The organism is Pseudomonas sp. UV AK001 (genome assembly GCF_046097675.1).
Classification (GTDB): domain Bacteria; phylum Pseudomonadota; class Gammaproteobacteria; order Pseudomonadales; family Pseudomonadaceae; genus Aquipseudomonas; species Aquipseudomonas kribbensis.
The window spans coordinates 1,433,473-1,459,645 of sequence record NZ_JBJUVZ010000001.1 but is presented as its reverse complement, the minus strand read 5'-3'; the positions used below and the strand labels follow the sequence as shown (position 1 = coordinate 1,459,645).

Annotated in this window: 24 protein-coding genes and 1 tRNA gene; 5 read left to right on the top strand and 20 right to left on the bottom strand. The window is 59.5% G+C overall.

Annotated elements, in window-relative coordinates:
- Nucleotides 1-52: 52 nt before the first annotated feature.
- The 5 genes from ACKLNA_RS06575 to ACKLNA_RS06555 all read right to left on the bottom strand — a co-directional run bounded on the left by ACKLNA_RS06575 (nucleotide 53) and on the right by ACKLNA_RS06555 (nucleotide 5,269).
- A complete protein-coding gene (locus ACKLNA_RS06575; RefSeq protein ID WP_408985302.1) occupies nucleotides 53-844 on the bottom strand; it encodes a 2-keto-4-pentenoate hydratase in 792 nt (263 codons plus the stop codon).
- Nucleotides 841-2,592, bottom strand: a complete 1,752-nt coding sequence (locus ACKLNA_RS06570; protein WP_408985301.1) for a bifunctional 3-(3-hydroxy-phenyl)propionate/3-hydroxycinnamic acid hydroxylase — start codon at nucleotides 2,590-2,592, stop codon at nucleotides 841-843. Before ACKLNA_RS06570 ends, ACKLNA_RS06575 begins: the two co-directional genes overlap by 4 nt.
- 13 nt (nucleotides 2,593-2,605) lie before the next feature.
- Nucleotides 2,606-3,616 carry a VOC family protein gene (locus ACKLNA_RS06565; RefSeq protein WP_408985300.1) on the bottom strand — a complete coding sequence of 337 codons (1,011 nt, stop codon included), beginning with the start codon at nucleotides 3,614-3,616 and terminating at the stop codon, nucleotides 2,606-2,608.
- A 9-nt stretch (nucleotides 3,617-3,625) separates the two neighbouring features.
- Nucleotides 3,626-4,495 carry an alpha/beta fold hydrolase gene (locus ACKLNA_RS06560; protein WP_408985299.1) on the bottom strand — a complete coding sequence of 290 codons (870 nt, stop codon included), beginning with the start codon at nucleotides 4,493-4,495 and terminating at the stop codon, nucleotides 3,626-3,628.
- 168 nt (nucleotides 4,496-4,663) lie between these two features.
- Entirely contained in the window at nucleotides 4,664-5,269 is a 606-nt protein-coding gene (locus ACKLNA_RS06555) for a TetR/AcrR family transcriptional regulator (protein WP_085710178.1), read from the bottom strand.
- A gap of 195 nt (nucleotides 5,270-5,464) precedes the next feature.
- Here ACKLNA_RS06555 and ACKLNA_RS06550 point away from each other — a divergent pair, with 195 nt between their 5' ends.
- Together ACKLNA_RS06550 and ACKLNA_RS06545 are read left to right on the top strand one after the other, a co-directional pair.
- Nucleotides 5,465-6,538: an amidohydrolase family protein gene (locus ACKLNA_RS06550; protein WP_096821691.1), complete on the top strand. Its 1,074-nt coding sequence runs from the start codon at nucleotides 5,465-5,467 to the stop codon at nucleotides 6,536-6,538.
- 111 nt (nucleotides 6,539-6,649) lie between these two features.
- A complete protein-coding gene (locus tag ACKLNA_RS06545; protein ID WP_408985298.1) occupies nucleotides 6,650-7,945 on the top strand; it encodes an OmpP1/FadL family transporter in 1,296 nt (431 codons plus the stop codon).
- Here ACKLNA_RS06545 and ACKLNA_RS06540 read toward each other — a convergent pair whose 3' ends face one another.
- From ACKLNA_RS06540 to ACKLNA_RS06490, 11 genes are all read right to left on the bottom strand, one after another.
- Nucleotides 7,946-8,899, bottom strand: coding sequence for a fumarylacetoacetate hydrolase family protein (locus tag ACKLNA_RS06540; protein WP_408985297.1), 954 nt, complete (start codon nucleotides 8,897-8,899; stop codon nucleotides 7,946-7,948).
- Between the two features lie 66 nt (nucleotides 8,900-8,965).
- Nucleotides 8,966-10,057: a VOC family protein gene (locus ACKLNA_RS06535; protein ID WP_408985557.1), complete on the bottom strand. Its 1,092-nt coding sequence runs from the start codon at nucleotides 10,055-10,057 to the stop codon at nucleotides 8,966-8,968.
- 190 nt (nucleotides 10,058-10,247) lie between these two features.
- Complete coding sequence (locus tag ACKLNA_RS06530) at nucleotides 10,248-11,489, bottom strand: OprD family porin (protein WP_408985296.1); 1,242 nt, start codon at nucleotides 11,487-11,489, stop codon at nucleotides 10,248-10,250.
- A 103-nt stretch (nucleotides 11,490-11,592) separates the two neighbouring features.
- Nucleotides 11,593-12,648, bottom strand: coding sequence for an amidohydrolase family protein (locus ACKLNA_RS06525; RefSeq protein WP_349734189.1), 1,056 nt, complete (start codon nucleotides 12,646-12,648; stop codon nucleotides 11,593-11,595).
- 101 nt (nucleotides 12,649-12,749) lie between these two features.
- Nucleotides 12,750-13,958, bottom strand: a complete 1,209-nt coding sequence (gene mhpT, locus ACKLNA_RS06520) for a 3-(3-hydroxy-phenyl)propionate transporter MhpT (protein WP_408985295.1) — start codon at nucleotides 13,956-13,958, stop codon at nucleotides 12,750-12,752.
- Between the two features lie 84 nt (nucleotides 13,959-14,042).
- Nucleotides 14,043-15,053 (bottom strand): 4-hydroxy-2-oxovalerate aldolase, encoded by a 1,011-nt coding sequence (gene dmpG / locus ACKLNA_RS06515; RefSeq protein WP_408985294.1) that lies wholly within the window; start codon nucleotides 15,051-15,053, stop codon nucleotides 14,043-14,045.
- A 10-nt stretch (nucleotides 15,054-15,063) separates the two neighbouring features.
- Nucleotides 15,064-15,999, bottom strand: a complete 936-nt coding sequence (locus ACKLNA_RS06510) for an acetaldehyde dehydrogenase (acetylating) (protein ID WP_408985293.1) — start codon at nucleotides 15,997-15,999, stop codon at nucleotides 15,064-15,066.
- Between the two features lie 12 nt (nucleotides 16,000-16,011).
- Entirely contained in the window at nucleotides 16,012-16,800 is a 789-nt protein-coding gene (gene mhpD, locus ACKLNA_RS06505) for a 2-keto-4-pentenoate hydratase (protein ID WP_408985292.1), read from the bottom strand.
- A 14-nt stretch (nucleotides 16,801-16,814) separates the two neighbouring features.
- Nucleotides 16,815-17,693 (bottom strand): alpha/beta fold hydrolase, encoded by an 879-nt coding sequence (locus ACKLNA_RS06500; RefSeq protein ID WP_408985291.1) that lies wholly within the window; start codon nucleotides 17,691-17,693, stop codon nucleotides 16,815-16,817.
- Between the two features lie 16 nt (nucleotides 17,694-17,709).
- Nucleotides 17,710-18,663, bottom strand: a complete 954-nt coding sequence (mhpB, locus tag ACKLNA_RS06495; protein ID WP_408985290.1) for a 3-carboxyethylcatechol 2,3-dioxygenase — start codon at nucleotides 18,661-18,663, stop codon at nucleotides 17,710-17,712.
- A 1-nt stretch (nucleotide 18,664) separates the two neighbouring features.
- Nucleotides 18,665-20,323, bottom strand: coding sequence for a bifunctional 3-(3-hydroxy-phenyl)propionate/3-hydroxycinnamic acid hydroxylase (locus tag ACKLNA_RS06490; protein ID WP_408985289.1), 1,659 nt, complete (start codon nucleotides 20,321-20,323; stop codon nucleotides 18,665-18,667).
- 135 nt (nucleotides 20,324-20,458) lie between these two features.
- Here ACKLNA_RS06490 and ACKLNA_RS06485 point away from each other — a divergent pair, with 135 nt between their 5' ends.
- Nucleotides 20,459-21,253 carry a DNA-binding transcriptional regulator gene (locus tag ACKLNA_RS06485; protein ID WP_408985288.1) on the top strand — a complete coding sequence of 265 codons (795 nt, stop codon included), beginning with the start codon at nucleotides 20,459-20,461 and terminating at the stop codon, nucleotides 21,251-21,253.
- Between the two features lie 178 nt (nucleotides 21,254-21,431).
- Here the strand turns inward: ACKLNA_RS06485 and ACKLNA_RS06480 are convergent.
- Nucleotides 21,432-21,519: transfer RNA gene (locus ACKLNA_RS06480), tRNA-Ser, on the bottom strand.
- 122 nt (nucleotides 21,520-21,641) lie between these two features.
- On the opposite strand from ACKLNA_RS06480, the gene ACKLNA_RS06475 reads away from it, so the two are divergent.
- Nucleotides 21,642-22,313 carry a Bax inhibitor-1/YccA family protein gene (locus tag ACKLNA_RS06475; protein WP_027613775.1) on the top strand — a complete coding sequence of 224 codons (672 nt, stop codon included), beginning with the start codon at nucleotides 21,642-21,644 and terminating at the stop codon, nucleotides 22,311-22,313.
- Between the two features lie 64 nt (nucleotides 22,314-22,377).
- Here the strand turns inward: ACKLNA_RS06475 and ACKLNA_RS06470 are convergent, their stop codons facing one another.
- Both ACKLNA_RS06470 and ACKLNA_RS06465 read right to left on the bottom strand, forming a co-directional pair.
- On the bottom strand, nucleotides 22,378-22,704 hold the full coding sequence (locus tag ACKLNA_RS06470) for a YceK/YidQ family lipoprotein (RefSeq protein ID WP_408985287.1): 327 nt from the start codon (nucleotides 22,702-22,704) through the stop codon (nucleotides 22,378-22,380).
- Between the two features lie 40 nt (nucleotides 22,705-22,744).
- Complete coding sequence (locus ACKLNA_RS06465) at nucleotides 22,745-23,182, bottom strand: Lrp/AsnC family transcriptional regulator (RefSeq protein WP_064381847.1); 438 nt, start codon at nucleotides 23,180-23,182, stop codon at nucleotides 22,745-22,747.
- A gap of 138 nt (nucleotides 23,183-23,320) precedes the next feature.
- Between ACKLNA_RS06465 and ACKLNA_RS06460 the strand changes: the two genes are divergently transcribed.
- A complete protein-coding gene (locus tag ACKLNA_RS06460) occupies nucleotides 23,321-24,214 on the top strand; it encodes a DMT family transporter (protein WP_408985286.1) in 894 nt (297 codons plus the stop codon).
- A 2-nt stretch (nucleotides 24,215-24,216) separates the two neighbouring features.
- Here the strand turns inward: ACKLNA_RS06460 and ACKLNA_RS06455 are convergent, their stop codons facing one another.
- Nucleotides 24,217-26,109, bottom strand: coding sequence for an acyltransferase family protein (locus tag ACKLNA_RS06455; protein ID WP_408985285.1), 1,893 nt, complete (start codon nucleotides 26,107-26,109; stop codon nucleotides 24,217-24,219).
- Nucleotides 26,110-26,173: the final 64 nt, after the last annotated feature.

Below are 26,173 nucleotides of genomic sequence, written 5' to 3'. Positions count from 1 at the left end.
AATCTCTCAGAGTGGCCAGGCCACGACAGCCTGGCGTAGAAGGACGGGCAGGTCAGATGAAGCGGCAACGGATCTGGCCAAGTCGGGTCAGGTGCAAGTGCAGGCTGTCCCCGGCCACGACAGGCGTCATCGGCCCCAGAGCACCGGAGAGCAGCACGTCGCCGGCCTGCAAGGGCCGGCCCATCCGGGCCATGGTGCGAGCCAGCCACAGGCAGGCGTCCACCGGATTGCCGAGGCACGCAGCGCCGACACCGATCGAAGCCGTGGCGGCATTTTTTTCCAGCAGCATGCCTTCCAGCCGAAGGTCCAGCGAGGCGAGTGGAGTCGGCTGTTTACCCAACACATACAGCCCGGATGAAGCGTTGTCCGCCACCGTGTCCACCAGCGATATGTTCCAGTTCTCGATGGCCGAGTCGACGATTTCCAGCGCAGGCACCACGTACTCCACCGCCCGCAGCAGTTCCGCGAGGGTCGTATCTTCATACGGAAGATCGCGGCCCAGAACGAACGCAATCTCGCCTTCGGCCTTGGGCTGGATCAACTGACTGATCTGGATTTCACCGCCATCGGCGATTTCCATATCGGCGAACAGCATGCCGAAATCCGGTTGATCGACGCCCAGTTGCTGTTGCACGGCAGGCGAGGTCAGTCCGATTTTACGGCCGACCAGACGCCGCCCCTGGGCCAGGGCCAGTTGAGTGTTGATCTCCTGTACGGCATAGGCGCCGGTCAACGAATCGATACCGAAAGTGGACGAGATCCGCGCACAGGGTTCGCGTTGTTCCCGTGCTCTGGCCAGGGCAGCGGCGGCGTCTTGCAGAGGCTTCAGAGGGAACTGGCTCATGCGATTTTCCTCAGCAGTCGAGGCTCGTCTGCGACGACTTCAGCACCGGAGCTCCATTGCAGCTGGAACTTGAGTTCGTTGATGGCCCGATCCAGATCCGCGGCCTCGACCATGGCGAAGGTGAATTTGTCCGGGCGCACCACGGCGACGGCTCCGCAGGAGAACCCCGAGCGCTTGAACCAGGCGACCATCTCACCCTGCACATCCTCCAGTTCGACCAACTCTTGGGTATTGGAACGATCGGTATCGGCGCCCTGCGGACGGGTGCCGAACGGGAAGAGGGTGGCGAAACGCGTGTTCTGGATATCCAGCAGTTTCCGGGAGGCCTGACTCAGGTGGGCGCGTGGATCGACTTCAAGACCGATCAAGGCAAAACCGTCGCCCAGCAGGTCATCGAGCAATACGCGCTGGCCCTTGAAGGTGCGGACTTCGGGTTGCGGAATCATCCGGCCTTCCGGCGAGCGCCGATGGCGGCGTGGCATGCCCAGATAGCTGTCAGGGGCATAGGTCGGGGCCGGTTTGAAACGGCCTTCGCGAACATAGCGACCGAGAAATGGCGTCGCCAGGACGGTCTTGACCAGCAGGTTGCGCATCAGGCTGGAAACGGGGCTGGACATCGAGACGAAGTCCTTCATCTGCACCGAAATATCAATCATCGCCTTGGCATGGTGGAAGCGTTCGCTGCCATAGGTGTCGAGCAGCCGCTCACCGGCTTGCCCCTTGATCACGGCGTCGATTTTCCAGGCCAGGTTGTAGGCGTCACGCACGCCGGAACTCATGCCCTGGCCCATGAACTGCGGCGTCATGTGGGCAGCATCGCCGGCAATCAAAACCCGGCCCTTGCGCCAATCCTTCGCCACCAGCGCGTTAAAGGTGTAGACCAGCTTGCGTTTGACCTCGAACTTGTCCGGATCGACGTAACGGCTGATCAGGTTGCGCACCACTGTCGGGTCTTCCATCTGTTCGCGAGTCTGGCCGGGCATCAGCATGAATTCGAAGCGATGGAAACGACCGGGCTGAGGGCAGCAGACCGTCGGGCATTCAGGGTCGCAGATGAAGCTGAAGTAGGGCAGATGACGCAAGGCTTCCTCGCCTTCCTTCATCTCCAGGTCGACCACCAGCCAGGGTTCGGGAAAGTTCTTGCCGCTCATGCCGATGCCCAAGGCCTCACGGACCGTACTGCGGCCGCCGTCAGCCCCCACCAGATAGCGCCCGCGAATGGTTTGCGGGTCCGGATCGACTTCGCAGGCCTGACGGGCATCCGTCGCATCACTGAAGCGGAAGGTGCTGGTGGCCTGATGGGTCACGGTCACCCCATGTTCATCCTGTGTGAACTGCGTGAGTTCACGACCACGGGCAACCCGCACATTGGGGTAACGCTCGAGCAGATCGCTCAGCGTGGTTTCCAGCCAGGGCTGGTAAAGGAAGTTGATGATCGGCCAGCCATAGGGGCGATCGAGGCGCCAGTACTGGCCGAGGATCTTGCCATTGGCCAGCACCCATTGAGCGGGTGTATCGACTTGCATGTTGGCTGAAAGCTCGGCGGCAACACCGGCCGCCTGCATGACGCGCATGCATTCGTCGTCCGTATAGACCGCCCGGGCGTTGCCGTAAAACATGGGCTCGCGTTCTAGCACAAGTACCGACAGACCACGCTTGCCGAGCAGATGCGCGAGCGTGGCGCCCGTCGGGCCAAGCCCGGAAATAATCACGTCGACGCTCGTTACAGACTCGTTTTTGTTATTCATGACGATATCTCTCTTACAGCGGTGAATATTCGGGCTTGAGCAACGAACGTGTGCCACGGGCGAAGTTGCGCAGGTTGGTGGTCAACGTGTACCAGGCACCGCTTTTCTCCGGGCGATGCCCCCAAAGGCTGATGCCTTGATAGGAGGTTGTGCGCCAATGCGCCTCATCGACCACCCTGGCGTTGCAACCCAGTTCCAGCTCGAAACCGCTGGGGCTCATCACGTAGAACGATTGCTCACGGTCGTTGGGGTGCTCACCGATTTCGTGGGCCATTTCGAAACCGAGGGTCCTGCAGCGCAAATAGGCATTGGTCAGTTCGCTGACCGAGGTGGTCAGCAGGTTCATGTGCTGCACACGGGTACGAATCGGATCCATCGGCAGGCCACGCAAACGGGCGATGGCAATCGAGTGGTGACGTTCGTTGACCCGGAAGAAATCAATGTCCAGGGTCACTCCGGCAATCCGCTCGACGATGTGGTCGCTGGCTCTGGCATCAAATATTTCCTGCCAGAAGCGCTGCATCTGCTGTGGTTTGCGCGAGGTGATCGCCAGGTGGCCCATCCCGGCGGAACCGGTGATGAAACCTGCACTGAGCATGTTCAGGGGCTTGTCGGTCAGCAGCGGCTCCCAGAACAGCTCGACGGCCATGCGTTTGGGGCCGAGCACCCGCCAGAACCTTTTCACGCCGCGTTGTGCGGCTTCTTCCGGTTGGCTGGGTTGCGCTTCGATACCGAGGCGTTGCAGGCGCTTGAGCACTTCATCGAGGGTGGCCTGGTCGCGTAATTGCCAGCCGACGGCAAGAAAATCCTCCTGCGGACCGCGCTGGATAATGATCCGCCGCTGGTGCTGATCCATACGGAAAGCCAGGGTTTGTTCGTCCGAGCTGGCCAGGTGCAGGCCGATGCCGTGCTGGAGCAGCTCACGCCAACGAGCCAAGTGGCGTGACTCGATCAACGCATAGCCCATGCTGCTGGCGCCGAAGATGTCCGGCGTTGTTCGACTGATCGTTGCTTGATTATTCATGACGACAACTCAGCGCGCTGTGCGACTGGCGAGGAACGCCAGGGTCACGGAGTTGAATTCGTCCGCACGTTCCCACTGCACCCAATGACCGGTCCGGCTGAACAGGTAGAGGTTGCAATCCGGCATGCGACTGCGCAGCGCCTCGCCGCCGCTGGGACGATTGACCTTGTCGTCCGCGCCCCAGAGCACCAGGGTCGGAACCTGGCAATGCTTGAGGCGTGAATCGCGGGTGAAGTCCCAGCGCGAGAAGCGGGGAATACCGGTTGGCCGGCGCAGGGGAGGGGCCGCAATGACCTGCGGGTCGATACTCGCCTCGAAACGTTCGCGGATCATTTCGTCACTGACCTGGCTGCCGTCATACACCAGGTAGTTGCGGATAAAACGCGTGATCTTGGCCAGCGTCGGGCCTTCACCGTTGTAGTAGTCGAGCAACAGCTTGAGACCGGGTGTCGGCAGGCTGCGAGTGGTATTGACGCCACCGGGGCCCATCAGCACCAAAGCCGACACCCGGCCGGGTGCATCCAGCGCCATGCGCAAGGCACAGGCGCCACCCAAAGAGTTGCCCACCACGTGAGCGCTGCTGATGTTCAGGGTGTCGAGCAGGCCGAGCATCGCCCCCGCCAGATCGCCGAAGGGGTCCTTGCGATCCACACCTTTGGTGGATCGGCCGTAACCGGGCATGTCGGCCACAATGACGCGGAACTGCCGGGCAAGCGATTCGATATTGCGCGAGTAGTTTGAGAGCCCCGAGGCTCCCGCTCCGCCACCGTGAAGCATCAGCAGGGGATGGCCGACGCCCGTTTCGCTGATGAAAATCTGCCGACGACCCACTTGTACCGTTCGCGAGGTCAGGGCAGGAAGAGGTTCTTTATTGTTCATTGTCAGTTCCTGGCGTAAGGCACTTCGACCCGGGCGGTGGGTCAGTGCTTGCGACAGACTCTAACACTCAAGATTATAATTGAACAACAGTGTTCAGTTGTCATTTTGCGGGCAATAAAAAAGCCAGACTCCCCAAGGGATCTGGCTCAAGAAAATCAGCGTAGGACTTCAGGCTGCGAGAAGGGGCAGATCCTGTGTAGCTATGCCGCGCGCTTCATCGGCTGGCACGCCGAGAGCCCTGAGAACGAATTCGGCCATATCGGAACCCGCGTCGCGCCAGGTCTTGTGACCCTGAAGTACCAGCATCGTGGCCCCCAGTACGCCACCTCCGATCATCGCCATCACCGAAGGCAGCTGCTCCTGTCGAAAGCTGTATTGCTCACTGCTCAGGCCGCTGAGCACATCGTGCATGGGTGGACCGCTCCACATCTGTTGCAGCGTCTCATTGCTGGCCCCGTAGCGCACGATGAACGCGCCCCAGTGCGGCTCTTCATGGGCGCGGCGGATATACAGGCGGATACCGGTGGCCAGGCGGACGGCAGGGGACGCATGGGGATCTGTACTGCGCGCGGCCCTGTCGTTCATTTCGGCACTGAGCTGGCTGGCGACATCTTCGAACAGCGTCTCCACCGAGTTGAGGTTGTTGTAGATCGTGCCGCGCGCTACCCCGGCGATCTGTGCCAGTTCGCTGACATTGACCTCTTCGACACGTTTCTCGACAAACAGCCGGATCGCAGCTTCATGGATGCGCTTCTGCACGGGACTGAGTTTCAAAGCAATGAGCTCCAACGGAGAGATTCAGGACATTGAACAAGCGCGTTCAAAATAAAGCAAATCAGCGTTTACCGATCATTGACATAATTGAACACAAATGTTCAATATTGATCTCAAGAGCTGTACGGCCACCGAGCACGGTTCTTTACCCAGTGGCCGCAGGCGCTCGGTCGAAGCCCAAACAAGAGAGTCAGCATGTCAATCAAGCAAGGCCGTATCGATGTCCACCATCACATCATTCCACCTGCATTCGTCGATGCGATGAATGCCAGAGGGCTGCACTCCGTTGCGGGAGCGCCGCTGCCAGACTGGACCCCGGAAAAATCCATTGAGGTGATGGATGCGAACGGCATCGAACGGGCAATTACCTCGCTGTCTGCGCCCGGCGTCCACTTCGGTGACGGGGTCCAACAAGCCAGCGAGCTGGCGCGACGCTGCAACGAGTTCGCTGCGCAGATGCGTACACGCTATCCGAGCCGCTTCGGCAACTTTGCGGTGCTGCCGATGCCGTTCACCGAGGCCGCCTGCCGTGAAGCCGTTCATGCGCTGGACGTGCTTAAGGCCGAGGGCATTGTTTTGCTGGGCAGCACCGACGGGGTGTTTCTGGGTGATCCGCGCTTCGACGAACTGATGGCCGAACTCGACCGCCGAAAAGCCGTGGTATTCATCCATCCCAACATGCACCAGACCAGCGAAAGCATCGGTCTGCAGACCCCGGGATTTCTCATTGAGTTTCTCTGCGACACCACGCGCGCGGCGGTCAATCTGATCCTTGGCGGGACCATGGAGCGCTATCCCGGCATTCGCTGGATTCTGTCCCACTCCGGCGGCTTCCTGCCGTTTGTAGCCTGGCGTGTCTCGCTGGCCAACATGTTGCCGGAATTTCAGCAGCACGCGCCGCAAGGCGTCATGACCTACATCCGTCGCTTTTACTTCGACACGGCGTTGTCACCGTCACCTTATTCCATGGCGGCGCTCAAGGAACTGGTGGAACCGTCACACATTCTTTTCGGCAGTGACTATCCCTTCGCCCCGGCTCCCGCCACGGCGCTGCAGTGCCGGACGCTGGAAAGCCTGGAGATGTGGTCGCCGGCGATCATGCATGGCATCAACCGTGCCCATGCACTCAGTCTTTTTCCGCAGTACAGCCAGCCAAATGAAGTGGTCACCCCGGCACCGATCTATGAGGGCGAATCCTTCTCTCAACGCTTGCGACGCAGCATGACCCGACCGATCGGTGCGCTGGCAGAGCGGATGCGCAAACGCTGAACCAAACCCGTCGCCATGGATGGCCGGCGACCTATCTCATCATTGAATCCAACGATCCATCCGCGTGCCTTGGGTGTTCGCGCCCACCAAAAAAATAACAAGAGCCAGATCATGACAATAAGAAATCAGCTTTGTGTGCTGGGGCTTTGCCTCACCTCCACTCAACTCCTGGCCAACGGCCTGCAAATCAACGAACAGAGCATCAGCTCGGGAGGCAAGGCTTATTCCGGTCGGGCTTCTGATGTGCAGGACGCCTCGATCGTTTACGGCAACCCCGCCGGCATGTCCCGCCTGGCGGGTGAACACGTCAGTGGCGGTCTCAGTTTCATTGATGTCAGTTCGCGCATCAGCAACATCAATACCACGGTGTCGGGCACTTCGCACGGCGATATGGTGCCTGATCCGATTGTCGTGCCATCGGGCTTCTACACGCTGCAACTCAACGAGGACTGGCACGTTGGGTTCGGGGTTTATGCCCCGTTTGGCGGGAGCACGGACTACGAAAGCAACTTCCAGGGACGCTACCGCAGCTCGCAGACTCAGGTGAAGGTCGTCACCTTGCAGCCGACGGTCAGTTACCGGATCAATGATCGACTGTCCGTGGGTTTTGGGCCGACGATCAACCGCATCGACGGGCTGCTCGAAAGCAAGATCGCCAACAACGCGGTGGGCGGGCAGGGCGACGGAACTGTCAAAGTCACCGGCGACGACACGGCCATGGGCTTCAGTCTGGGCATCCTGTTCGACCCGCTCGACGACCTGACCCTGGGGCTAACCTATCACTCCAGAGTCGATTACAAGCTGAGCGGAAAGACCAAGGTCTCCGGTGCCAATGGATTGCTGGCACCGATCCCGGGGCTGGGGCTGCCGGGGCTCAACGGCAAATATGACGCGAGCCTGGATTTCACTTCACCGGAAACGGTCGATGCCTCGGCGACCTGGCGCATCAATGATCGACTGGATGTCTCCGCCGGTGCGTTGTGGAGTCGCTGGAGTCGCGTGCAGGAATTGAGGGTGCTGAACTCCGGTGTGCCACAGGCCTATGGCCCTTTCGATACGATCCTCGAAACCCTGAAGTGGCGTGATACCTGGTCGTTCTCCACCGGCATGTCCTATCGCCTGAACAAGCAATGGAAGGTTCGTGGCGGGATCGCCTATGAGCCGACACCGATGCCCAATCAGTACACGTCCACCCGTGCACCAACGGGAGACCGGAAGATTTTCACGGTTGGCCTGAACTGGCAGATGACCGATCAGACTTCGCTTGATCTGGGATACGGCTACATCCACGAAGATCCGGTGAAGGTTTCACAGGACACGTCTCAGGGCGGGCTGCGTCCGGGTTACAGCGCCACCTACCAGAACACGGTCAATGGCCTTGGGCTGCAGTTGAATCACAGCTTCTGATCAGTCTTGCTCGACGACAAGATTGCGCTGGACACCCAGATCGACAATGCCGTCCGCGCTACGGATTCTCGCCTCGACCCTGTCGCCCGGCTTGAGGTAGCGCTCGCGACGGGCCTGGGCCTTCAGAAACAGTTTCCACTTGAGGGCCTCGGGCAGCAGGGCGGCAATGCGCTGGGTGGCGGGTGATGGAATGGCCAGCGCACAGCCGGCCGGAGTGCCTGTGGCAATCAGGTCTCCGGCCGCGAGATCTTGCACGGCAGACAGTTCTGTCAGGGTCTGCGCAGGGGTGTAAACCATGTTCGCGGTATTGTCGTCTTGGCGCAGTTGGTCGTTGACGGTCAGGCGCAGCTGCAAGGCCTTGAGGTAGTGCATCTGGTTGGCTTCCAACAGACACAAATAAGGCCCGACCGGGCCGAAGGTGCGGAAACTTTTGCCTTTGTAGAACTGCATCTGCGGAATCTGGATGTCCCGCGCCGAATAGTCATTGACGATGACCAGCCCGGCCACGAACTGGTGCAGGTTGCTGTCGTCAATCTGGACCGGGCCGTTGATGTCGCTGCGCATGACCAGGCCCAACTCGATCTCGTAGTCGAGAAAGCGGACATGGCGTGGCTTGATCAGGTCGCTGTCGGCCGGGCAAATGCAACTGGCTGCCTTGGTAAACATCATGTTGTACGACTTGGCGTCCGGATCCATCCCGGACTCGATCATGTGCTGACGGTAGTTGGCACCCTGACAGACAAACTGCTGGTTGCGGGTGACCGGGGAGAGCAGCCGCACTTGATTGAGTTCGAGTGTCGGGCTCTTCAGGTCGCGCAACTGCTCGATGCTGACTTGCCGGATGAACTCGCCGGTTGTCGCGTATTGCCCAGAAACGGGCGTGATGCGCTGATTGTGAATACGTCCCCATTGGACGGTGTTCTGATATTCGAAACGGACAACCTGCACAGCCATGACAACGACTCCTGGGGGTGAGGAGGGGGCCAGCGCCAACCTCGTGTGGTTTGCGACGCTGCAAAATCAGGCGAACAGGCGTGCCAGTGTGATCAGCTTGCGCACGCTCAGATCCGGACTGCGGCGAAGATGGCGGAACAAGGAAAGAACATTCGCCGGTGTCAGTTTCGGTTTGGTAAACCTTCTGGGCATGGATTTGCCCCACTGGGACATCGCCGCTGCGCTGACACTGTGCACACCTGTGGGCTGGTCGGCAGTGAATCGGTCACCATCACAATAGTGCTCGTGCTTGTCGCCGAACGGGTCCTGCCAGTAATCGAAGATCTGGCTTCCAAGAATGTGCCGGCCAATACCCCAGGCATGGCGCCAACCCCGATCCCGAAGAACCTTCTGGCCCATGCCGACGGCGTCCAGATCGACCACCTCATAAGCGCTATGGCTGTAGGCCGGCATGAATCCCTGGGCCAGGGCCAGCGTGTGATGGTCGGCTGGCGTGTCGGCCAGATTCAGACGCAGGAAGGCCACCGCCGGCGAACCGTCAGGCAACAACTGCACATCGCTGGGAATGAATCCGAAGTGTTGTGTGTACCAGGCGCAGGTGCGCTGGAAGTCCGCCACTTCCAGCACGAGATGGCCAAGGCGGATGATCTCTGGTGGAGCAATCGGCGGACGCTGGGTTGCATTGATGCGCACCACGCTATCCCCAAGGTTGAGTGGCAAGGGCGAGCGATGGGGCCTGGAGCCAACCACCGACTGGCCATGAAGGGCCTCGACGAGGAAACCGGACGGGTCGCGCAAGGTGACTTGTTCGCCACCTCCGGGGTGATCGCACGGCATGATGGGTGATGCTTGTGGTAACAAGCTCAGACGCTCCAGGTCGGTACGGGAACCGACACTCAGACCGAAACCAATAAAACGTGGCTTCTTGCCGCGGTGTACGCGATAGCAATAGGGAGTCGGTCCGGTGCCACGTAAAAGCAGCAGATCCGCATTGCGCAGAACCGTCAGCAGCCCGAAGTCCTGGAGAAAGCGCTCGGTTCGTTCCAGATCCGGCCGTTCGAAAATCATATGAGTCAGTGCACGGGCGCGTACAGTGGGAGCCACGTGGCGTGCTGGCTGTGCGGGATTGAGCTTCACTATGGGAGACTCTAGGCGCAAGAGTATGGCGTAGCGCAAGTTGAACATGGTCGTTCAATTTGAGTCAAATGTGTCGCCTTGGTGAATTCCGGAAAACATAAATTTTCCGGACCAGGCCGAGATCGATTTTGTGAAGGTCTCTACTGATCTCAAGAAATCAGACCCGCGAACATTGACTGTCTGCTTTTGCCCGAAAGCTCCCATTTCATACTCACCACAATTGGACAGAGTAATCCACATTGACTCTCAACTCGCCGACGTTACGCGCAAAGTCACTGTGGTAGTCGGCTTGACGAATCCTGAATGCCACATCCTTGAACGTGCCGCTTTGAATCACGTAGGAGAGCTCTATTCCACGTTCACGCTCTTTGCTGCCGATGGCATCACCCGGCAGTTCAATGTGATCGCCCTTGATGTAGCGCCACATACCGCGTAGCCCGGGAATGCCTAAAGCCGCAAAGTCGTAGTCGTACCGAATTTGCATCACACGCTCGTTGGGATTAACGAACTCGGAGACCAATGCCCCTTCGGTGTTGACGTTGACACTCGTACCTGAAACGTAGGGCAGGGCCGTATCGCCCGTGAGTTGCATGTAACCCACGCCCAGGGAATGAGCACCCGCCAGCCAGGTAAACATACTGCTCAGCGTTTGGTTATCGACGGCTCCTGCTTTTTCATTGCCGTTTTCACGACTGTTGAAATAACGTAAATCGGTCTTGAAACGGCTGTGCCCAAGGTCCAGGAAATGCACCAGGTCGATATAGTCCTGCTCATACAGATCGTTAAGCGTGGCGTGGTAATAGCGGGTAGTAAGGGTTTTCGACCAGTTGTAGTCAGCCCCGACAATATTCAAATCGTTTGAGGTCGCCCCGGCCTTGAATCGGCGGTTGGGATTGGCGATTGCCATGGGTTCAAAATCAGTGGAGTCGCGATATTTGATGCGATCCAGATGCGCAACATGCAACGTTAACCCATCCATTTCTTTGGACGTCAGGTAGCCCCCCCGTAGTAAAGGCGGGAACAACCGCATGGTGTTAGCCAGCAACACAGGCATCAAGGGTTGCAGTGTGCCCAGTTGCACCTCTGTCTTTGAGTAGCGCGCCTTGGCAGCCAGGCCGAATTTGGAATAATCATCTGCAACTTCGTGAGTCGAGGCGTTATACGCCAGTATTCCGGTGCCGGTTCTACCAGGGCCTGAATCAAGCTTCACGCCGAGCATTCCGACGGCATTCAAACCCAAACCGATCGTGCCCTCGGTATAGCCCGAGGCATAGTTGAATATGAAACCCTGTGCCCATTCTTGTGCCTGGGACTGGCCACTGCCATCGCGATAATCCCTATCGTAATAGAAGTTGCGTAACGTCATTTTTGCAGAGCTATCGCTGATAAAGTCATTTGCCTGCAAGGATGAACTCATGGCGACGAGGGTCGTCAGTACAAAATATTTGTTCATTTTGGCCTTCATTTTGTTGTTATTGATAGGCGTGTACTGAATGAAAGGCGAGCGAATCCGCCTCGCCGACAAACGAGGTCGGCGAGGTGGATTTATTGCGTGTTCAGTTTTTTAGATGTGGAAATAACGTCAGGCCGGATTGACGATTGATGGCACTTAACTGACCTTTAGAGAAACCTTGGTAAGTGTCCAGGTTACGTGTGAACCATTTAACCTTGTCGTTGATTGCGTAGGGTATGTCACTGCCAAAAAGCACATGGCCGGGGCGCGCGAACGCCATCAGGCTCGGCAGCACGGTCGCACTGGCGGACAGTGCAGTATCGAAATAGAAGTTCTGCATCTGGCTGATCAGTTCTTGAGGGGTAAATCCCAGGCCAAGATTGCCCAGGCTTTGCGCAAATCGGTCAGCCCCGTAGGGAATGAAACCGCCAGCGTGGGACAGAATGATTTTGACGTCAGGGTATTTGGCAGGTACTCGATTCGCCAGCAGACTCAGTGCCGCGCGGGTCGTATCAAAAGGATAGTCCGCCGTGGGGCCAGGAATGCCAGGGATAAGTTCCAGCTTGGGTTGAGTTGGGTGTATGAGCACGACAGCCTTGTAGGTTTCCAAAGCCTGCCAGACAGGATCGAAGTGGGCGTCGCCCAGGTAGAGACCGTCGTAGTTTGAAAGCAGAATCACGCCTTCGGCTTTCAACACCGTCATGGCGTGTTCCAGCTCCTTCAAGGCACCTTCGATGTCTTGCATCGGCAGGGTCACAAAGCTGCCAAAGCGCCCTTTATGATCACTGGCAAGTTGCGCGGCGTATTCATTGACGCGACGCGCCATGTCCAGGGCCGCTTGTCCCTTCCAGCCTGCGACACCCGGCGCAGTGAGCGAGAGCATGGCCATGTCGATGCCCAGGCTGTCCATGAACTCGATGTCCGAGACGGGGTTCCAGGCTGGCATTTTCCAGCCTGACGGATCGCCGCCATTTTTAGCCAGGTCGGCCGCCCAGAAATCCGGAACGAAGTGATGGTGTACGTCAATGCGCCGGGCATTCGTGTTGATCATTCCATCCGAAAACGGTGAAGCGGTAGAAGCGACGGCAGGCATTACGGACATGACAGCACCTGCGGAAATGGCTACGCCTGTAGCGTTCAGGAAGTCTCTGCGTTTCATGGCGGTTTCCTTGTCAGCGAAGAATTTGAACAGGGCGATGTTCAATTCAGGGTTATGGAGCAGCCCCGTACTGTTCTTGCACGGGGTTCGAGAAAGGGGTTTCAGTCGATTTGAGCGCCGTTGCGCCGTACCGACAGGTAGAACATCGCCAGGGCGGCGATGACGATGCCGGGTGCCGAAGCCATCATCACCCCGGTGGTGCCGGTGCCAAGTGCGAGCATTTTGCCGGCCACCAAGGGGCCGCTCATGGCACCCAGGCGGCCGATGGCGACGGCGCTGCCGACGCCTGTGGCGCGAATCGTCGGACGATAGAAGTGCGGTGCCAGGGCATACAGCACGCATTGACCGCCGGTGGCAAAGAAACCGGCGACGAAACCGGCTGCCAGCATGCTTTCCCACCGACTGGCCAGACCCAGAGCTATCAGTGAACCGAGAATGCCGACGTAGATCAGCGCGGACAGGGCCCAGGCCGGCAACCGGTCCATCACCCAACCCAGCGACAAAGTGCCGAGGGCCGCGCCAAACTGCAGTGCCAGCATGACCCAACTGGCCTGGCGGCCGCTGAAGCCCTGGCCGACCAACAGGCTGGGCAACCAGTTGATCAGGATGTACACCACCATCAGGGTGAAGAAGTAACTGACCCAGATCATTAGCGTCGGCAACGCCGCTCCTTCTCGGAACAGACCCCGGACCACTCCGATCGGGGCAGATTCACGGGCGTTGCGAAACTGCGCCGACTCCGGCAGATACAGCCCCAGCAGCGGCACGATCAACAGCGGCACCACACCACCGACGTAGAACACCACCTGCCAGCCGCCGGCGAGCTCAGCGATGCCGATGCTGGCTGCCAGCGCCGCACCCAGCGGCACGCCGCAGTACATCAGGCTGACGGCAGTGCCACGCAGGCGCGGGCCGGCCACTTCACTGGTCAGGGCGATCAAATTGGGGAGGGCGGCACCTAGCCCCACTCCGGTGAGGCAACGGGCAATCATCAGACTGTTGAAGTCCCAGGCCATGGCCGTGACCAGGGAGAACAGCCCGAACAGTGCCACCGAGGCCATCAGTACCCGTTTGCGGCCGATGCGATCGGCCAGCAGGCCGCCGAGGAATGCACCGGGCAACAGGCCGAAAATCCCGGCGCTGAAGACCCAGCCCATGTGCATTTTGTCCAGCTGGAAAGCTGCCGCCATGCCTTGGGCGGCGATCCCCGAGGCTTGCAGGTCCAGGCCTTCCATCAGGGCGACGAGGAAGCAAAGACTAATGGTCCGTGCCATATACAGCGTGGTGGTTGTCACGTTCAGCGATGTCATGGGAAGTACCCGTTTTATTGTTGTAATGGGCAAAGCAGAACCGACCGACCGCTGCGTGGACGGTCGGCCGGGGTGGTACAGGGGTCAGCGTTTGAGCAGGTCCAGCGCGACGTCGACGATCATGTCTTCCTGGCCGCCGACCATGCGCCGCTTGCCCAGCTCGACAAGAATGTCGAGGGTCTTGAGGCCGTATTTGGCGGCGGCAACTTCGGCGTGGCGCAGGAAGCTGGAGTAGACCCCGGCGTAACCGAGGGCCAAGGTTTCGCGATCGACCCGCACCGGGCGGTCCTGCAACGGACGCACGACGTCGTCGGCGGCGTCCATCAGGGTGTAGAGGTCGGTGCCGTGGTTCCAACCCAGGCGCTCGGCGGCGGCGATGAACACTTCCAACGGCGCATTGCCGGCGCCGGCACCCATACCGGCGAGACTGGCGTCAATGCGGTCGCAGCCTTCCTCGACAGCGGTGATCGAGTTGGCCACGCCGAGCGACAGATTGTGGTGGGCATGCATCCCCGTCTCTGTTTCCGGCTTGAGCACCGCCTTGAACGCGCGGAAACGATCGCGCACGTCCTGCATGTTCATTGCACCACCGGAGTCGGCCATGTACACGCAGGTCGCGCCGTAGCTTTCCATCAGTCTGGCCTGCGCGGCGAGCTGCTCGGCCGGGATCATGTGGCTCATCATCAAAAAACCGACGGTGTCCATGCCCAGCTCGCGGGCGTACTCGATGTGCTGTTTCGAGACATCCGCTTCGGTGCAATGGGTGGCGATGCGCGCCACCCGAGCTCCGGCGTTGTAGGCGGCCTTAAGGTCATGCACGGTGCCGATACCGGGTAACAGCAAGGTGGTGATCTTCGCGTGCTGGATCACGTCGGCGGCCGCTTCGATCCATTCCAGATCGGTGTGTGCGGCGAAGCCATAGTTGAAGCTCGACCCTTGCAGGCCATCGCCGTGAGCCACCTCGATTGAATCAACCTTGGCCTTGTCCAGTGCGCGCGCGATGTCCTGAACATTTTGCAGCGAGTACTGATGTCGGATGGCATGGCTGCCGTCGCGCAGGGTCACGTCGGAGATGTAAAGTTTTTTGCCGTTCATGAAATTCTCCTCAAGCCTTTTGCATCGACTGCGCCATGCGCTCGGCGGTGGCCAAGGCAGCGGAGGTCATGATGTCGAGGTTGCCGGCGTAGGCGGGCAGGTAATGGGCGGCTCCTTCGACTTCGAGGAATACCGAAGTCTTTAGCCCGGAAAATTGTCCGAGGCCCGGAATGTTCAGCGGCGCGTGTTCGGGAATCACGTCGAACTGCACTTTTTGCTTGAGGCGATAGCCCGGCACATAGGCTTGCACTGCCGCCGCCATCTCCTCGACGGAAGCCTCTATCTGCGCCTGATCGGCAGCTTCGGACAGCACAAACACGGTGTCGCGCATCATCAGCGGCGGCTCGGCCGGGTTCATCACGATGATTGCCTTGCCCTTGGCTGCACCGCCGATCACTTCAATGGCCCTGGAAGTGGTTTCTGTAAACTCGTCGATGTTGGCACGGGTGCCGGGGCCGGCGGATTTACTGGCGATCGAGGCGACGATCTCGGCGTAATGCACCTTGGCCACCCGCGACACCGCTGCGACCATCGGGATGGTCGCCTGGCCACCACAGGTCACCATGTTGACGTTTGGCTGAGCCAGATTCTGTTCCAGGTTGACCACCGGCACGCAATACGGGCCGATGGCTGCCGGGGTCAAATCTATCAGGCGGATGCCGGGTTTGACCGAGCGCAAGAACGCATCGTTCTTCACGTGGGCGCCAGCCGAGGTAGCGTCGAAAACAAAATCGATGTTCTGGAACTCGTCCATGCGCACCAGGCCTTCGACACCTTCGTGTGTCACTGCCACACCCATACGCTGGGCGCGGGCGAGGCCGTCGGAGGCAGGGTCGATGCCGACCATCACCGCCATTTCCAGATGCCTGGCGTTACGCAGGATCTTGATCATCAAATCGGTGCCGATGTTGCCCGAGCCGATGATCGCGACTTTGAGTTTGTTCATGGTTGTTGCCCCTTATGCAAAGTCGACCGCGACACGACCGATACCGTCGATCTCGGCTTCAAAACGGTCACCGGCAGCGACCGCGACCATCGGCCCGAGTGCGCCGGTCAGAATGATGTCGCCGGCGCGCAGCGGATCGCCCAGGCGGGCCATGGTGCAAGCCAGCCAGACCGCAGCGTTGAGTGGATGTCCCAGGCATTCGGCGCCGCTGCCGCTGGATACTTCCTCGCCGTTGCGGGTCATGCGCATGGTGGCTGCCTGCAGGTCGAGGCCGTCGATCTGGCGGGTGCTTTCGCCGAGGACGAAACAGCCACTGGAGGCGTTGTCGGCCACGGTGTCGACGAAGCGGATGTTCCAGTTCTGGATCCGGCTGCCGACGATTTCCAGCGCCGCAGCGACCCAACCGGTGGCGGCCAGTACATCGGCGAAAGTGGTCTCGGTGCTCGGCAGGTCACGCTCGAGGATCAGGGCGATTTCCGCCTCGATCTTCGGCTGCAACACGCGACCGATCGGTACACGGTCGTTGTGGTCATAGCGCATGTCGGCGAGCAGGGTGCCGAAGTCAGGCTGATCCACACCCAGTTGCCGCTGGACCTTGGGATTGGTCAGGCCGATCTTCCGGCCGATCACGGGGTTGCCATTGCCCACCGCGTGAGCAATGTTCAGGCGCTGGATGGCGTAGGCGGCGTCTGCATTGTCTTCGCCGATCAGTTCGCGCAAAGGCGCGATGGCTTCGCCGTGGGCCTGGGCCTGGCGCAGGTCGCTTGCCAGTTGCTCCAGTGTGGCTTGAGTCAGGGTCATGGTGGCCTCGGTCATCAATGGGTCAGGAAATCCAGCACCAGGCGGTTGTAGGTGTCGGCGTGTTCCCACTGGGCCCAATGGCCGCAACGGTTGAACACATGCAGTTGCGCGTCGGGCAGACCGGCCAGCAGGCGCAGGCCGGTGTCCATCGGCACGAAGCGGTCCTCGCGGCCCCAGACAATCAGGGTGCGGGCCTTGATCTCGTGCAGGCGATGGCTGAAGTCCGGGAACTGCTTGGGGTTCAGGGTGCTGCTCTTGACGAAGTTATCCAGGTGATCGCGGCGCGCCAGGATGTTGTCCAGGCGGGTCTGGAACATCGCGTCGGTGATGCTGCTGGCGTCGAAGACGAAGACGTTCATCATCTTCTTCAGGTTCTCGATGGTCGGCTCGCGGTACAGCGCGCCGATCAGCTTGATGCCCTCGGTGGGTTGCGGGACGAAGGCGCTCGGGCCGCCGGTGCCGCCGCCCATCAGGATCAGTTTGCCGATGCGTTGCGGGTAGGCGAGGGCGAACGCCACGGTGCTGTGGCCGCCCATGGAGTTGCCGATGATGTGCACGCGGTCCAGGTCCAGCACGTCGATCAGGCCTTTGAGGGCGCGGGCGTTGAGGTCCGAGCGCGAGCCATCGCAAACCACCGGATCGCTTTTGCTCCAGCCAGGGCAGTCCATCAGGATCACCCGGTAGCCGGCGTTGACCAAGGGCTCGATGTTGCAGTGAAAGTTGGCCCAGCCGCTGGCACCGGGACCAGAACCGTGGAGCATGACCACGGTTTCGGCGCCCGGATTTTCAGGGATTGGACCGACATCGTTGTAATGCAGTTGCAGGTCCAGGTCGCCTTCCTTGATGCGGGTAAAGCGGCTGGTGGATGCTTCGGTGAATCCAGTGGCAGTCATGGCAGTTCCTCGAAATTCAGTGATGGTTGTGCTGTGGTCGTGCGCCGAGGCTGGCGAAGCCTGCGATCCATTCAGGGATCGGTCGGTAGTAGCGGTCTTCGGTCTGGTACGGGCCGAAGGAGGAGAGGGCGGCGAACGCCGCGACCCAGGTTTTCACTTCGTGGGTGGATTTGCCGGCCAGTGCCGATAGCTCGTCATTGCCCAGCCCATCGAAATCGCTCAGGCGTCCCTGTTCGAGGCTGTTGAGAAAGCCCCGGTCCCAGGTCGGGTTGAGCGGATGTAGGCAGTGCTGGTCCTGAACGAATTCCCTCGCGGCCTGGATGACCCGGTTCTGGCGGGCCAGGCGCTCATCGGCAGGCAGATCGCGGCCGCTCCCCATCAGTCGGTCCGCCATACGCGCATCGACTTTGGCCAGCTCCGGCACCGGTGGCTGGTGCGACAAGCCGCCGGAGGCCAGAAACAGCACGCGTTTGTTCAACGTTTTGGCCCATCGACCGATAGCCTCGCCGAGCAAGCGGGCACGCTTGAAACCGGGCAGGGGTACCGCCACCGAATTGATGAACACCGGGATTACCGGACAGCCTTGCAAGCCGCCGAGCAACAATTCCAGTGGCTGAGCGAAGGCATGGTCGACCTGCATGCAATACGACACGGCGGTATCGACCCCAGCATTGAGCACCGCCTGGGCGCACGACTCAGCCAGCGCCTTGGGTACGTCGAGTTCACCGGCAGCCGTACCGAAATCGCCGATTGCATGGGCTGCCATTCCGATGCAGAACGCCGGCATCACATCGTAGAAAAAGCCGTTGTAGTGGTCCGGGCCGAACAGCACGATCAACTCCGGGGCGAAGCGGGCAATACGCTCACGGGCCGCGGCGGTCATGCCGTCAATTTCGGCCAGCACCTGCGGTTCGGGGTCGACGAACCCCACCAGCGGCGTGTGGGATATGCAGTGCAGATAAGCGCTCATCTCAGGCCACCTTGCTGGCGACGAAAGTCGCGGCCGGGTGCGGCAGAGCCTTGAGCGCAAGGATCAACTGATCGCAGGCCTGACCCACGGTTTGCGGAATGGCCAAACCGGCAACAAAACGATCCGGGCGTACGAGGGCGATGGACGATGCCCCGTGGGCAAACCACTCGCGGATCCGGCCGCTACTGTCACCGACGCGAATCACGCCTTTGCCGGCATCGCTGGCGGACTTGAGCTGGACGTCCGGCAGCACTTGAATGAAGCGCGTACCCAGCGCCTGCCACTGTTCGATTTGCGCAGCCGAAAGGCCCCAGGTCGGATCGCAGCCCCAGGCAATGATTGCGAAATGCTTGCCGATCACTTCATCGAGCAGCACCCGCTCGCCGGCTTCGGTGAGCACCTGCGGCTGGATGAACATTTTGCCCACCGGCGAGGCGCTGTCTTGCGCGGCGATCAGCGCGCCCTTGGTGTATTGCGGCATCGGCTTGAAGCGCATTTCCAGGAAGAAGCGTTTGACCGGCGGCAGATAGTTCAGCAACCAGGACACGCCATCGCGAAAGGTGCCTTGCCAGCGCTTGGGCGGTGCCAGTACGTGACCGGCGAGTACCGACAGATCGATCATTGCCTTGGCGTGGTCGCGACGCTCCTGTTCGTAGCTGTCGAGCAGGCTATCGGCGGCCAGGCCTTGGATCACCATCGCCAGTTTCCACGCCAGATTGGAGGCGTCGCGCATGCCGCTGTTGTAACCCTGGCCTTGCCAAACCGGCATGATGTGCGCGGCATCGCCGGCCAGCAGCACCCGCCCCTGACGGAAACGTCCGGCCAGGCGGGCGTTGTGGGTGTAGACGCGACTACGGATCAGCTCGATGTGGTCCGGGTTGGGCAAGACTTTGCCGAGCAGCTTGCGCATGTTTTCCGGTTTGCTCAGCTCGGCTTCCGTCTCTCCGGGCATGACCATGAACTCGAAACGCCGAACGCCATGGGGCAGGGCAGCAGAAACGTAAGGGCGCACCGGGTCACAGCACAGGTAGACGTGAGGAGTGCCCAGCGGATCGTTGGCGATATCGACCACGATCCACTGGTTCGGCGCGGTCTTGCCTTCGAAGCTGATGTCCAGGCTGCGCCGCACCAGGCTGTTGCCGCCGTCGCAACCGATCAGGTAGCGGGCATGCAGGCGCTCGCCGCGACCGTTTTGATCTTTGAGGTTGAGCACAACGACGCTGTCGCTTTGTTCGAAGCTCTCCAGTTCGCGACTGAAAAGCACTTTGACGTTATCGAAGCGTTGCAGGCCGTCGAACAGCACGCGGTCGGCCAAGGGCTGGATGAAGGCGTTGCGTCGTGGCCAGCCGAACTCATCGGTCTTGGGCTGGATATCGGCGAAGCAGCGACCTTTGGGAGTAAGGAAACGCATCGCGTGCCAAGGGGTGGTGTGGGGCAGCACGGCGTCGACCAGGCCAACCGCCTGGAAGGTACGCAAGCTTTCATCGTCCAGGCCAATGGCGCGGGGGTAGTCGATCAGACTGTCGAGTTTTTCCACCAGAGTGACTTTCACGCCACACTGGCCAAGGTAATTGGCGATCATCAAGCCGACGGGACCGGCGCCGACGATGGCGACGTCGGTGCTCAGCTCCAATGGGGTAGGCGTGGGTGCAGAACTCATGGATATCTCCCTACAGCGCTTTTGGATTTCTTGTTGGGCGCAGTATGGAAATGGTCGGGCTGGTCGACAACGACAACCCTTGTTAGTGTGCACCAGGTGCACAACGTTGATTTGCAAGCAGAACGGAGCGATTCGATGAGCGAGACCGAATACAAGGCCGTGCGTGGATTGATGCGCGGCCTGGCCCTGATCAACGGCCTGAATCGCTTCGACGGCGGCGCCAGCACGGCTCAACTGGCCGAGCAGAGTGGGCTGCACCGCACCACCGTCAGGCGCCTGTTGGAGACCTTGCAGGCCGAAGGTTACGTGCGGCGCAGCGAGTCCGACGACAGCTATCGGCTGACCCTGAAAGTGCGGGAATTGAGTGAGGGTTTTCGCGATGAGCAGTGGATTTCCTCCATCGCGGCACCGCTGCTGGGCGAGCTACTGCAAGAGGTAGTTTGGCCCACCGATCTGTGCACCCTGGACGGCGACGCCATGGTGATTCGCGAGACTACCCATCGCTTCAGTCGCCTTTCGTTCCACCGTTCCATGGTCGGGCGGCGCCTGCCGTTGCTGATGACCGCCACCGGACGTGCCTACTTCGCTTTTTGCCCGCCTGCCGAACGTGAAGAACTGATTGAGTTGATGATCAGCCGCGAAGACGAGCAATCCGCGCTGGCAACTGACCGGCGTTTTGTTGAGCGGTTGGTGGAACATACGGTAAGCAGGGGATACGGAGAAAATAATTCCCACTGGGGCCAGGAGCGCAAGATCGCTGCCATCGCCGTTCCGATCACGCATGAGGCGCGGCTAATGGGCTGTTTGAACCTGGTTTACATCGCTAAGGCGATGTCGGTGGAGGAAGCGGCTCGGCGCTATCTGCCAGCGATGCACAGTGTGGTGCGAAAGATCCAGGTTAAGTTGGGTGGCGAAGGCGAATGTGTCTAGTCATCCACTTTTCAGCCCACATCTCCCTGCGTGTCGAGGTCGAATATGTGGCTTCGGAGAGGTAGGGTTGCGGAAATGACCAAAAAGATGCGGAAACGATACAGAAAGGGAGAGACAAGATTGCCGATTCCCGGAAACGACAAAGCCCTGAATAATCAGGGCTTTGTCGTATCAAATATGGCGGAGGCGATGGGATTCGAACTCATGGACCTGTTACAGTCGACGGTTTTCAAGACCGTTGCCTTAAACCACTCGGCCACACCTCCGTTGCGTTGCGGGCGCCATAATACCTGAATGAAACACACTGTCAAACTCTGTGCATGGCTTGTTACAGAGCGTCTGTTATGATCTTTGCGACTGAACGTTTCAAACCAACAGGAGTGTCGCCATGCGCGAACAGGATTACGCAGTTCACAACAGCGTGCAGGCTGAGCAGCTAGAGGTTAGCCGCGTCCTGCGCAACACATACGGCTTGCTGGCGCTCACCCTCGCTTTCAGCGGTGTGATGGCTTTCGTGGCCCAGCAGATGCGCGTCGGCTACCCGAATATCTTCGTGGTGCTGATCGGTTTCTACGGCTTGTTCTTCCTCACCAACAAACTTCGTGATTCGGCCTGGGGCCTGGTGTCGGCGTTTGCCCTGACCGGTTTCATGGGTTTCCTGCTCGGCCCGATCCTCAACCGTTACCTGGGCATGCAGGGCGGCGCTGAAGTGGTCAGCTCCGCGTTCGCGATGACTGCACTGGTGTTCGGTGGCCTGTCGGCCTACGTGCTGATCACCCGCAAGGACATGAGCTTCCTCGGTGGCTTCATCACCGCCGGTTTCTTCGTGTTGCTGGGTGCGACGCTGGCGAGCATGTTCTTCCAGATCAGCGGCCTGCAACTGGCGATCAGCGCAGGTTTTGTGCTGTTCTCGTCGGTCTGCATCCTGTTCCAGACCAGCGCCATCATCCACGGCGGCGAGCGCAACTACATCATGGCGACCATCAGCCTGTATGTATCGATCTACAACCTGTTCATCAGCCTGTTGCAGATCTTCGGCATCATGAGCCGCGACGACTGATCGCTACACCGCTATAAACAAGAAACCCGCGAGAGCGGGTTTTTTGTTGTCTGCAAAAACGTGATCAGTTGATGATCATGCTGCCGTCGGCGTGTTGCTTGTAAATCGTGTAGGGCAGCAGAAACGTATCCAGCACCCCGGAAACGGCTCCGTCGACCACCAGCCCGAGGGAGGGGTTCTTGTAGTTGAACGCATCGACGTCATCCGGTTTTTCGGCGTGCAGCATGCAGAAATCGTACGTCACGCCGCTGTAGATACGCGGTACGGCGCCGCAGTAGGTTTTTTTCGCCTTCAACTGATCGACGTTCGTTTTATCGCTGAGCGCTACTGTCTGTATGGTCCCGCAACCCGTCAGCATCAATGCCGCCAGTATCACTGCCTGAATTTTCATGCCGCGAATCCTTCGCTGGAAAAAACTCAATCTACGCCGCTCACGCCATCGGCGGCAATCGTCGTTTGACCGGTGTTTTCTTGACGATGGCCGTATTGGTCTCGGCCAGGGTATTGAGGCGGTCGAGCAGGGTGTCGAGTTGCTCCATCGACCGCACATGCAGGCGGGCGATGAAACAGTCCTCGCCGGTGACCTTGTCACACTCGGTGAACTCGGGAATCGACAGGATCTGCCGCTCCACTTCCTGCAACTGCCCCGGCAATGGCCGCACGCGGACGATGGCCTGCAACTGGTAGCCGAAGCACTTGGGATCGATCTCCACGGTATAGCCCTTGAGCACGCCGCGCTCTTCCAGTCGGCGCAAGCGTTCGGCCACACTCGGCGAGGACAACCCGCTGATCTGCGCCAGGGCCTTGAGCGAACGCCGGGAGTCTTCCATCAAGGCCCCGATCAGGATCTGGTCGATATCGTCGGTCATACAAAAACTCCCGCATTAGGCGAATGACGCAAACCACCCTTGATAAAAAAGGCAGAAATCGAGTTTAGCCTGCTTTTTGCGCTGGAGAAGCCTCGGTCTCGCTTGGCATACTTTTGCCACACATTAAGGAGATTGATGATGGACAAAACAATCCGTCGCGGCTCATTCGAAATGACCGCTGCCATGCTGATATCCGGGACGATCGGCTGGTTTGTGCTGGTGTCCGGGCAACCGGTGCTGGACGTGGTGTTCTGGCGCTGCGTATTCGGCGCAGGGACTTTGCTGTTGATTTGCTCCGCTTTCGGTTTCTTGCGCCCGGGCATTCTGACCCGCACCACGTTCCTGCTGGCCGTGCTCAGCGGCATGGCGATTGTCGGCAACTGGGTGCTGCTGTTCGCTTCCTATTCACGGGCCTCGATTGCCATCGGCACGGCGGTGTACAACGTGCAACCGTTCATGCTGGTGGGATTGGCGGCGCTGTTTCTGGGCGAGAAGATCACCCTGCAAAAGCTGTTCTGGCTGGCGATTTCGTTTATGGGAATGCTGGCCATCGTCAGTGCCCACGGCGGGCAGGGCGAGGGCGGCAATGATTACCTGATGGGCATCGCGCTGGCACTGGGGGCGGCGTTTCTGTACGCCATCGCCGCGTTGATCATCAAGCGCCTGACCGGCACACCACCACACCTGATTGCGCTGATCCAGGTCTGCACTGGTGTGTTGCTGCTGGCACCGTTCGCCCACTTGAACGCGCTGCCGCAGGCGCCGGGTGCCTGGGCCAGCCTGGTGACGCTGGGCATCGTCCACACCGGTCTGATGTACGTGTTGCTCTACGGCGCGATCCAGAAACTGCCGACGGCGCTGACCGGCGCACTGTCGTTCATCTATCCGATTGCGGCGATTTTCGTCGACTGGTTTGCCTTCGGCCATCACCTGCAGACTCTGCAATGGGTCGGTGTGGCGGCGATCCTGCTGGCCGCTGCCGGCATGCAACAGGGCTGGGGCTTCAAGTCGCGGCGTCTGGCGGCGCAGTGACTTCAGATCTCCTTGATCACGGACTTGAACAGGTCTTTGAGTTGTTTATTACCGGCATCCACCAGATGGTTATCGTCGAAGTACAACGGCACACCCTTTTTTGACCCCATGCAGCTACCATCCGGGCAAAGGTTTGGGGTCGGGTCCACCACCTGCGCATTGCAACGTTTCGCCACAATGTCGATGGCATTGTTGGCGATCCGGTTGCGTTGCTCGTAATCCTTCAACGGGATCGAAATGTCGGCTGAGTCACCGAAAATGCGCTGGTGCAGATTCAGGCCTTTATAGACGCTGAACGGCATTTCCGGGATCGGCTTGACGATGTAGACCGGATGGTTTTCGGCGATCGCACAGACGGTATTTGCGTATTCGGCGACATAGGCATCGCCGAAGGACACAGGCAACCGATCCGGAAAATGAATCTGATAGCTGTTACTGCGACTCGGATCGGCATACAGCGCCGCTCTGCTGAACAGCACCACGGGAACCCCGACGTACGAGTTTTTCAGTATCTGCAGTTTTTCGTGATTGAACGCCTGGCATTTGCGCTCGAGTTTTTTGTCGTGCATCTGGAAGCTTTGCAACGTCGGACAACCACCGAGCGACCAGGACAGGGCTGCCTGCGGATTATTCATCTGCACGGATGCTGCGGTGGATTGCGCATGGCTGTCGCCAAAAAGAATGACAGACACCTCGCCACGGCCCAGCTTGCAATCGGCGGCGTCGTAGGCACTCGGAAGGCACTCTTGGGTATAGAGCTTGCTGATGTATTCGGGTTGTCCGAGGTCGACAAAGGCGAACCGAAGGTTCGGATGGTCCTTGACCAGTGACGCCGTTGTGGCGGACAGGATAACCATCCCGATTACCCACGACGCAAACTTGAAAAGTGTGCCGCGTGCGGTGGTCATCGGCGTGATCTTCGACTCCACCAGGTAATACGACATGGCACCCAGAACGAACGAAAGCGCCACGGCACCCGCTACATGCGGCCAGCTGTCGAGCAGGCCGCAAGTGTAGAGCAGAACCACCAGTGGCCAGTGCCACAGGTAAACCGAGTAGGAAATGGTGCCGGTGAACTGCAATGGCTTGAAAGTACTGAAGACAGAGCGAGTATTACCATAGATCACCAGTACGGTGCCCAATACCGGTAAAAGCGCCAGGTAACCTGGCCACAGATCCTGCTCCGAAAAGCACAACACGCTCCCCAAAATGGCCAGCAGCCCCAGCCCTTCAAAGATAAAACCGTTACGTTTGCCCAGTTGCAGGGGGAAGAGAAACACCAGGCCGCCGGCAATCAGTTCCCAGGCGCGGGTCGGCAACATGTAGAAGGCAAATACCGGGTCTGTGCGAGTAACAACAGCCGACCCAGCAAAAGACAAGGCGGCCAGCATCAACAGGGTATAGCGGGTTTTTTGTGGGCCCAGAAATCTGTACAGCGCCATCAGCAGCAGGGGATACAGCATGTAAAACTGCCATTCCACTGACAGCGACCAGGTGTGCAACAACCAATTTTCTTGCAGCGGCGCATCGAAGTAGCTGCCACCCTTGGCGAACATGAAGTTGGAACTGAACAGCAGGCTGCTTTTGATCGTTCTGATGACGTCGCGATAGTCATCCAGCGGCAGGAAGACGAAACCGAACAGCAGCAGGGCGAAACACACCGCCAGTAGCGCCGGGATGATTCGCCGGGCTCTCGATGCGTAAAAACCCGCCAGGGAGAAGCGTTGCTGTGCCAGACCGGTGAAGATGATGCCGGTCATCAGGAAGCCGGAAATGACGAAGAACACGTCTACGCCCGCAAATCCGCCGTCGAATCCTGGGATAGCGAAGTGATAGAGCACCACCGATAGCACGGCAAGCGCCCGCAAGGCATTGATATTCGTCCTGAATTGCATTTATGCATCCGCCCACGTCCGTTGTGGGGGCGCATTGTAGAGATGATGTCGAAATTGTTACATC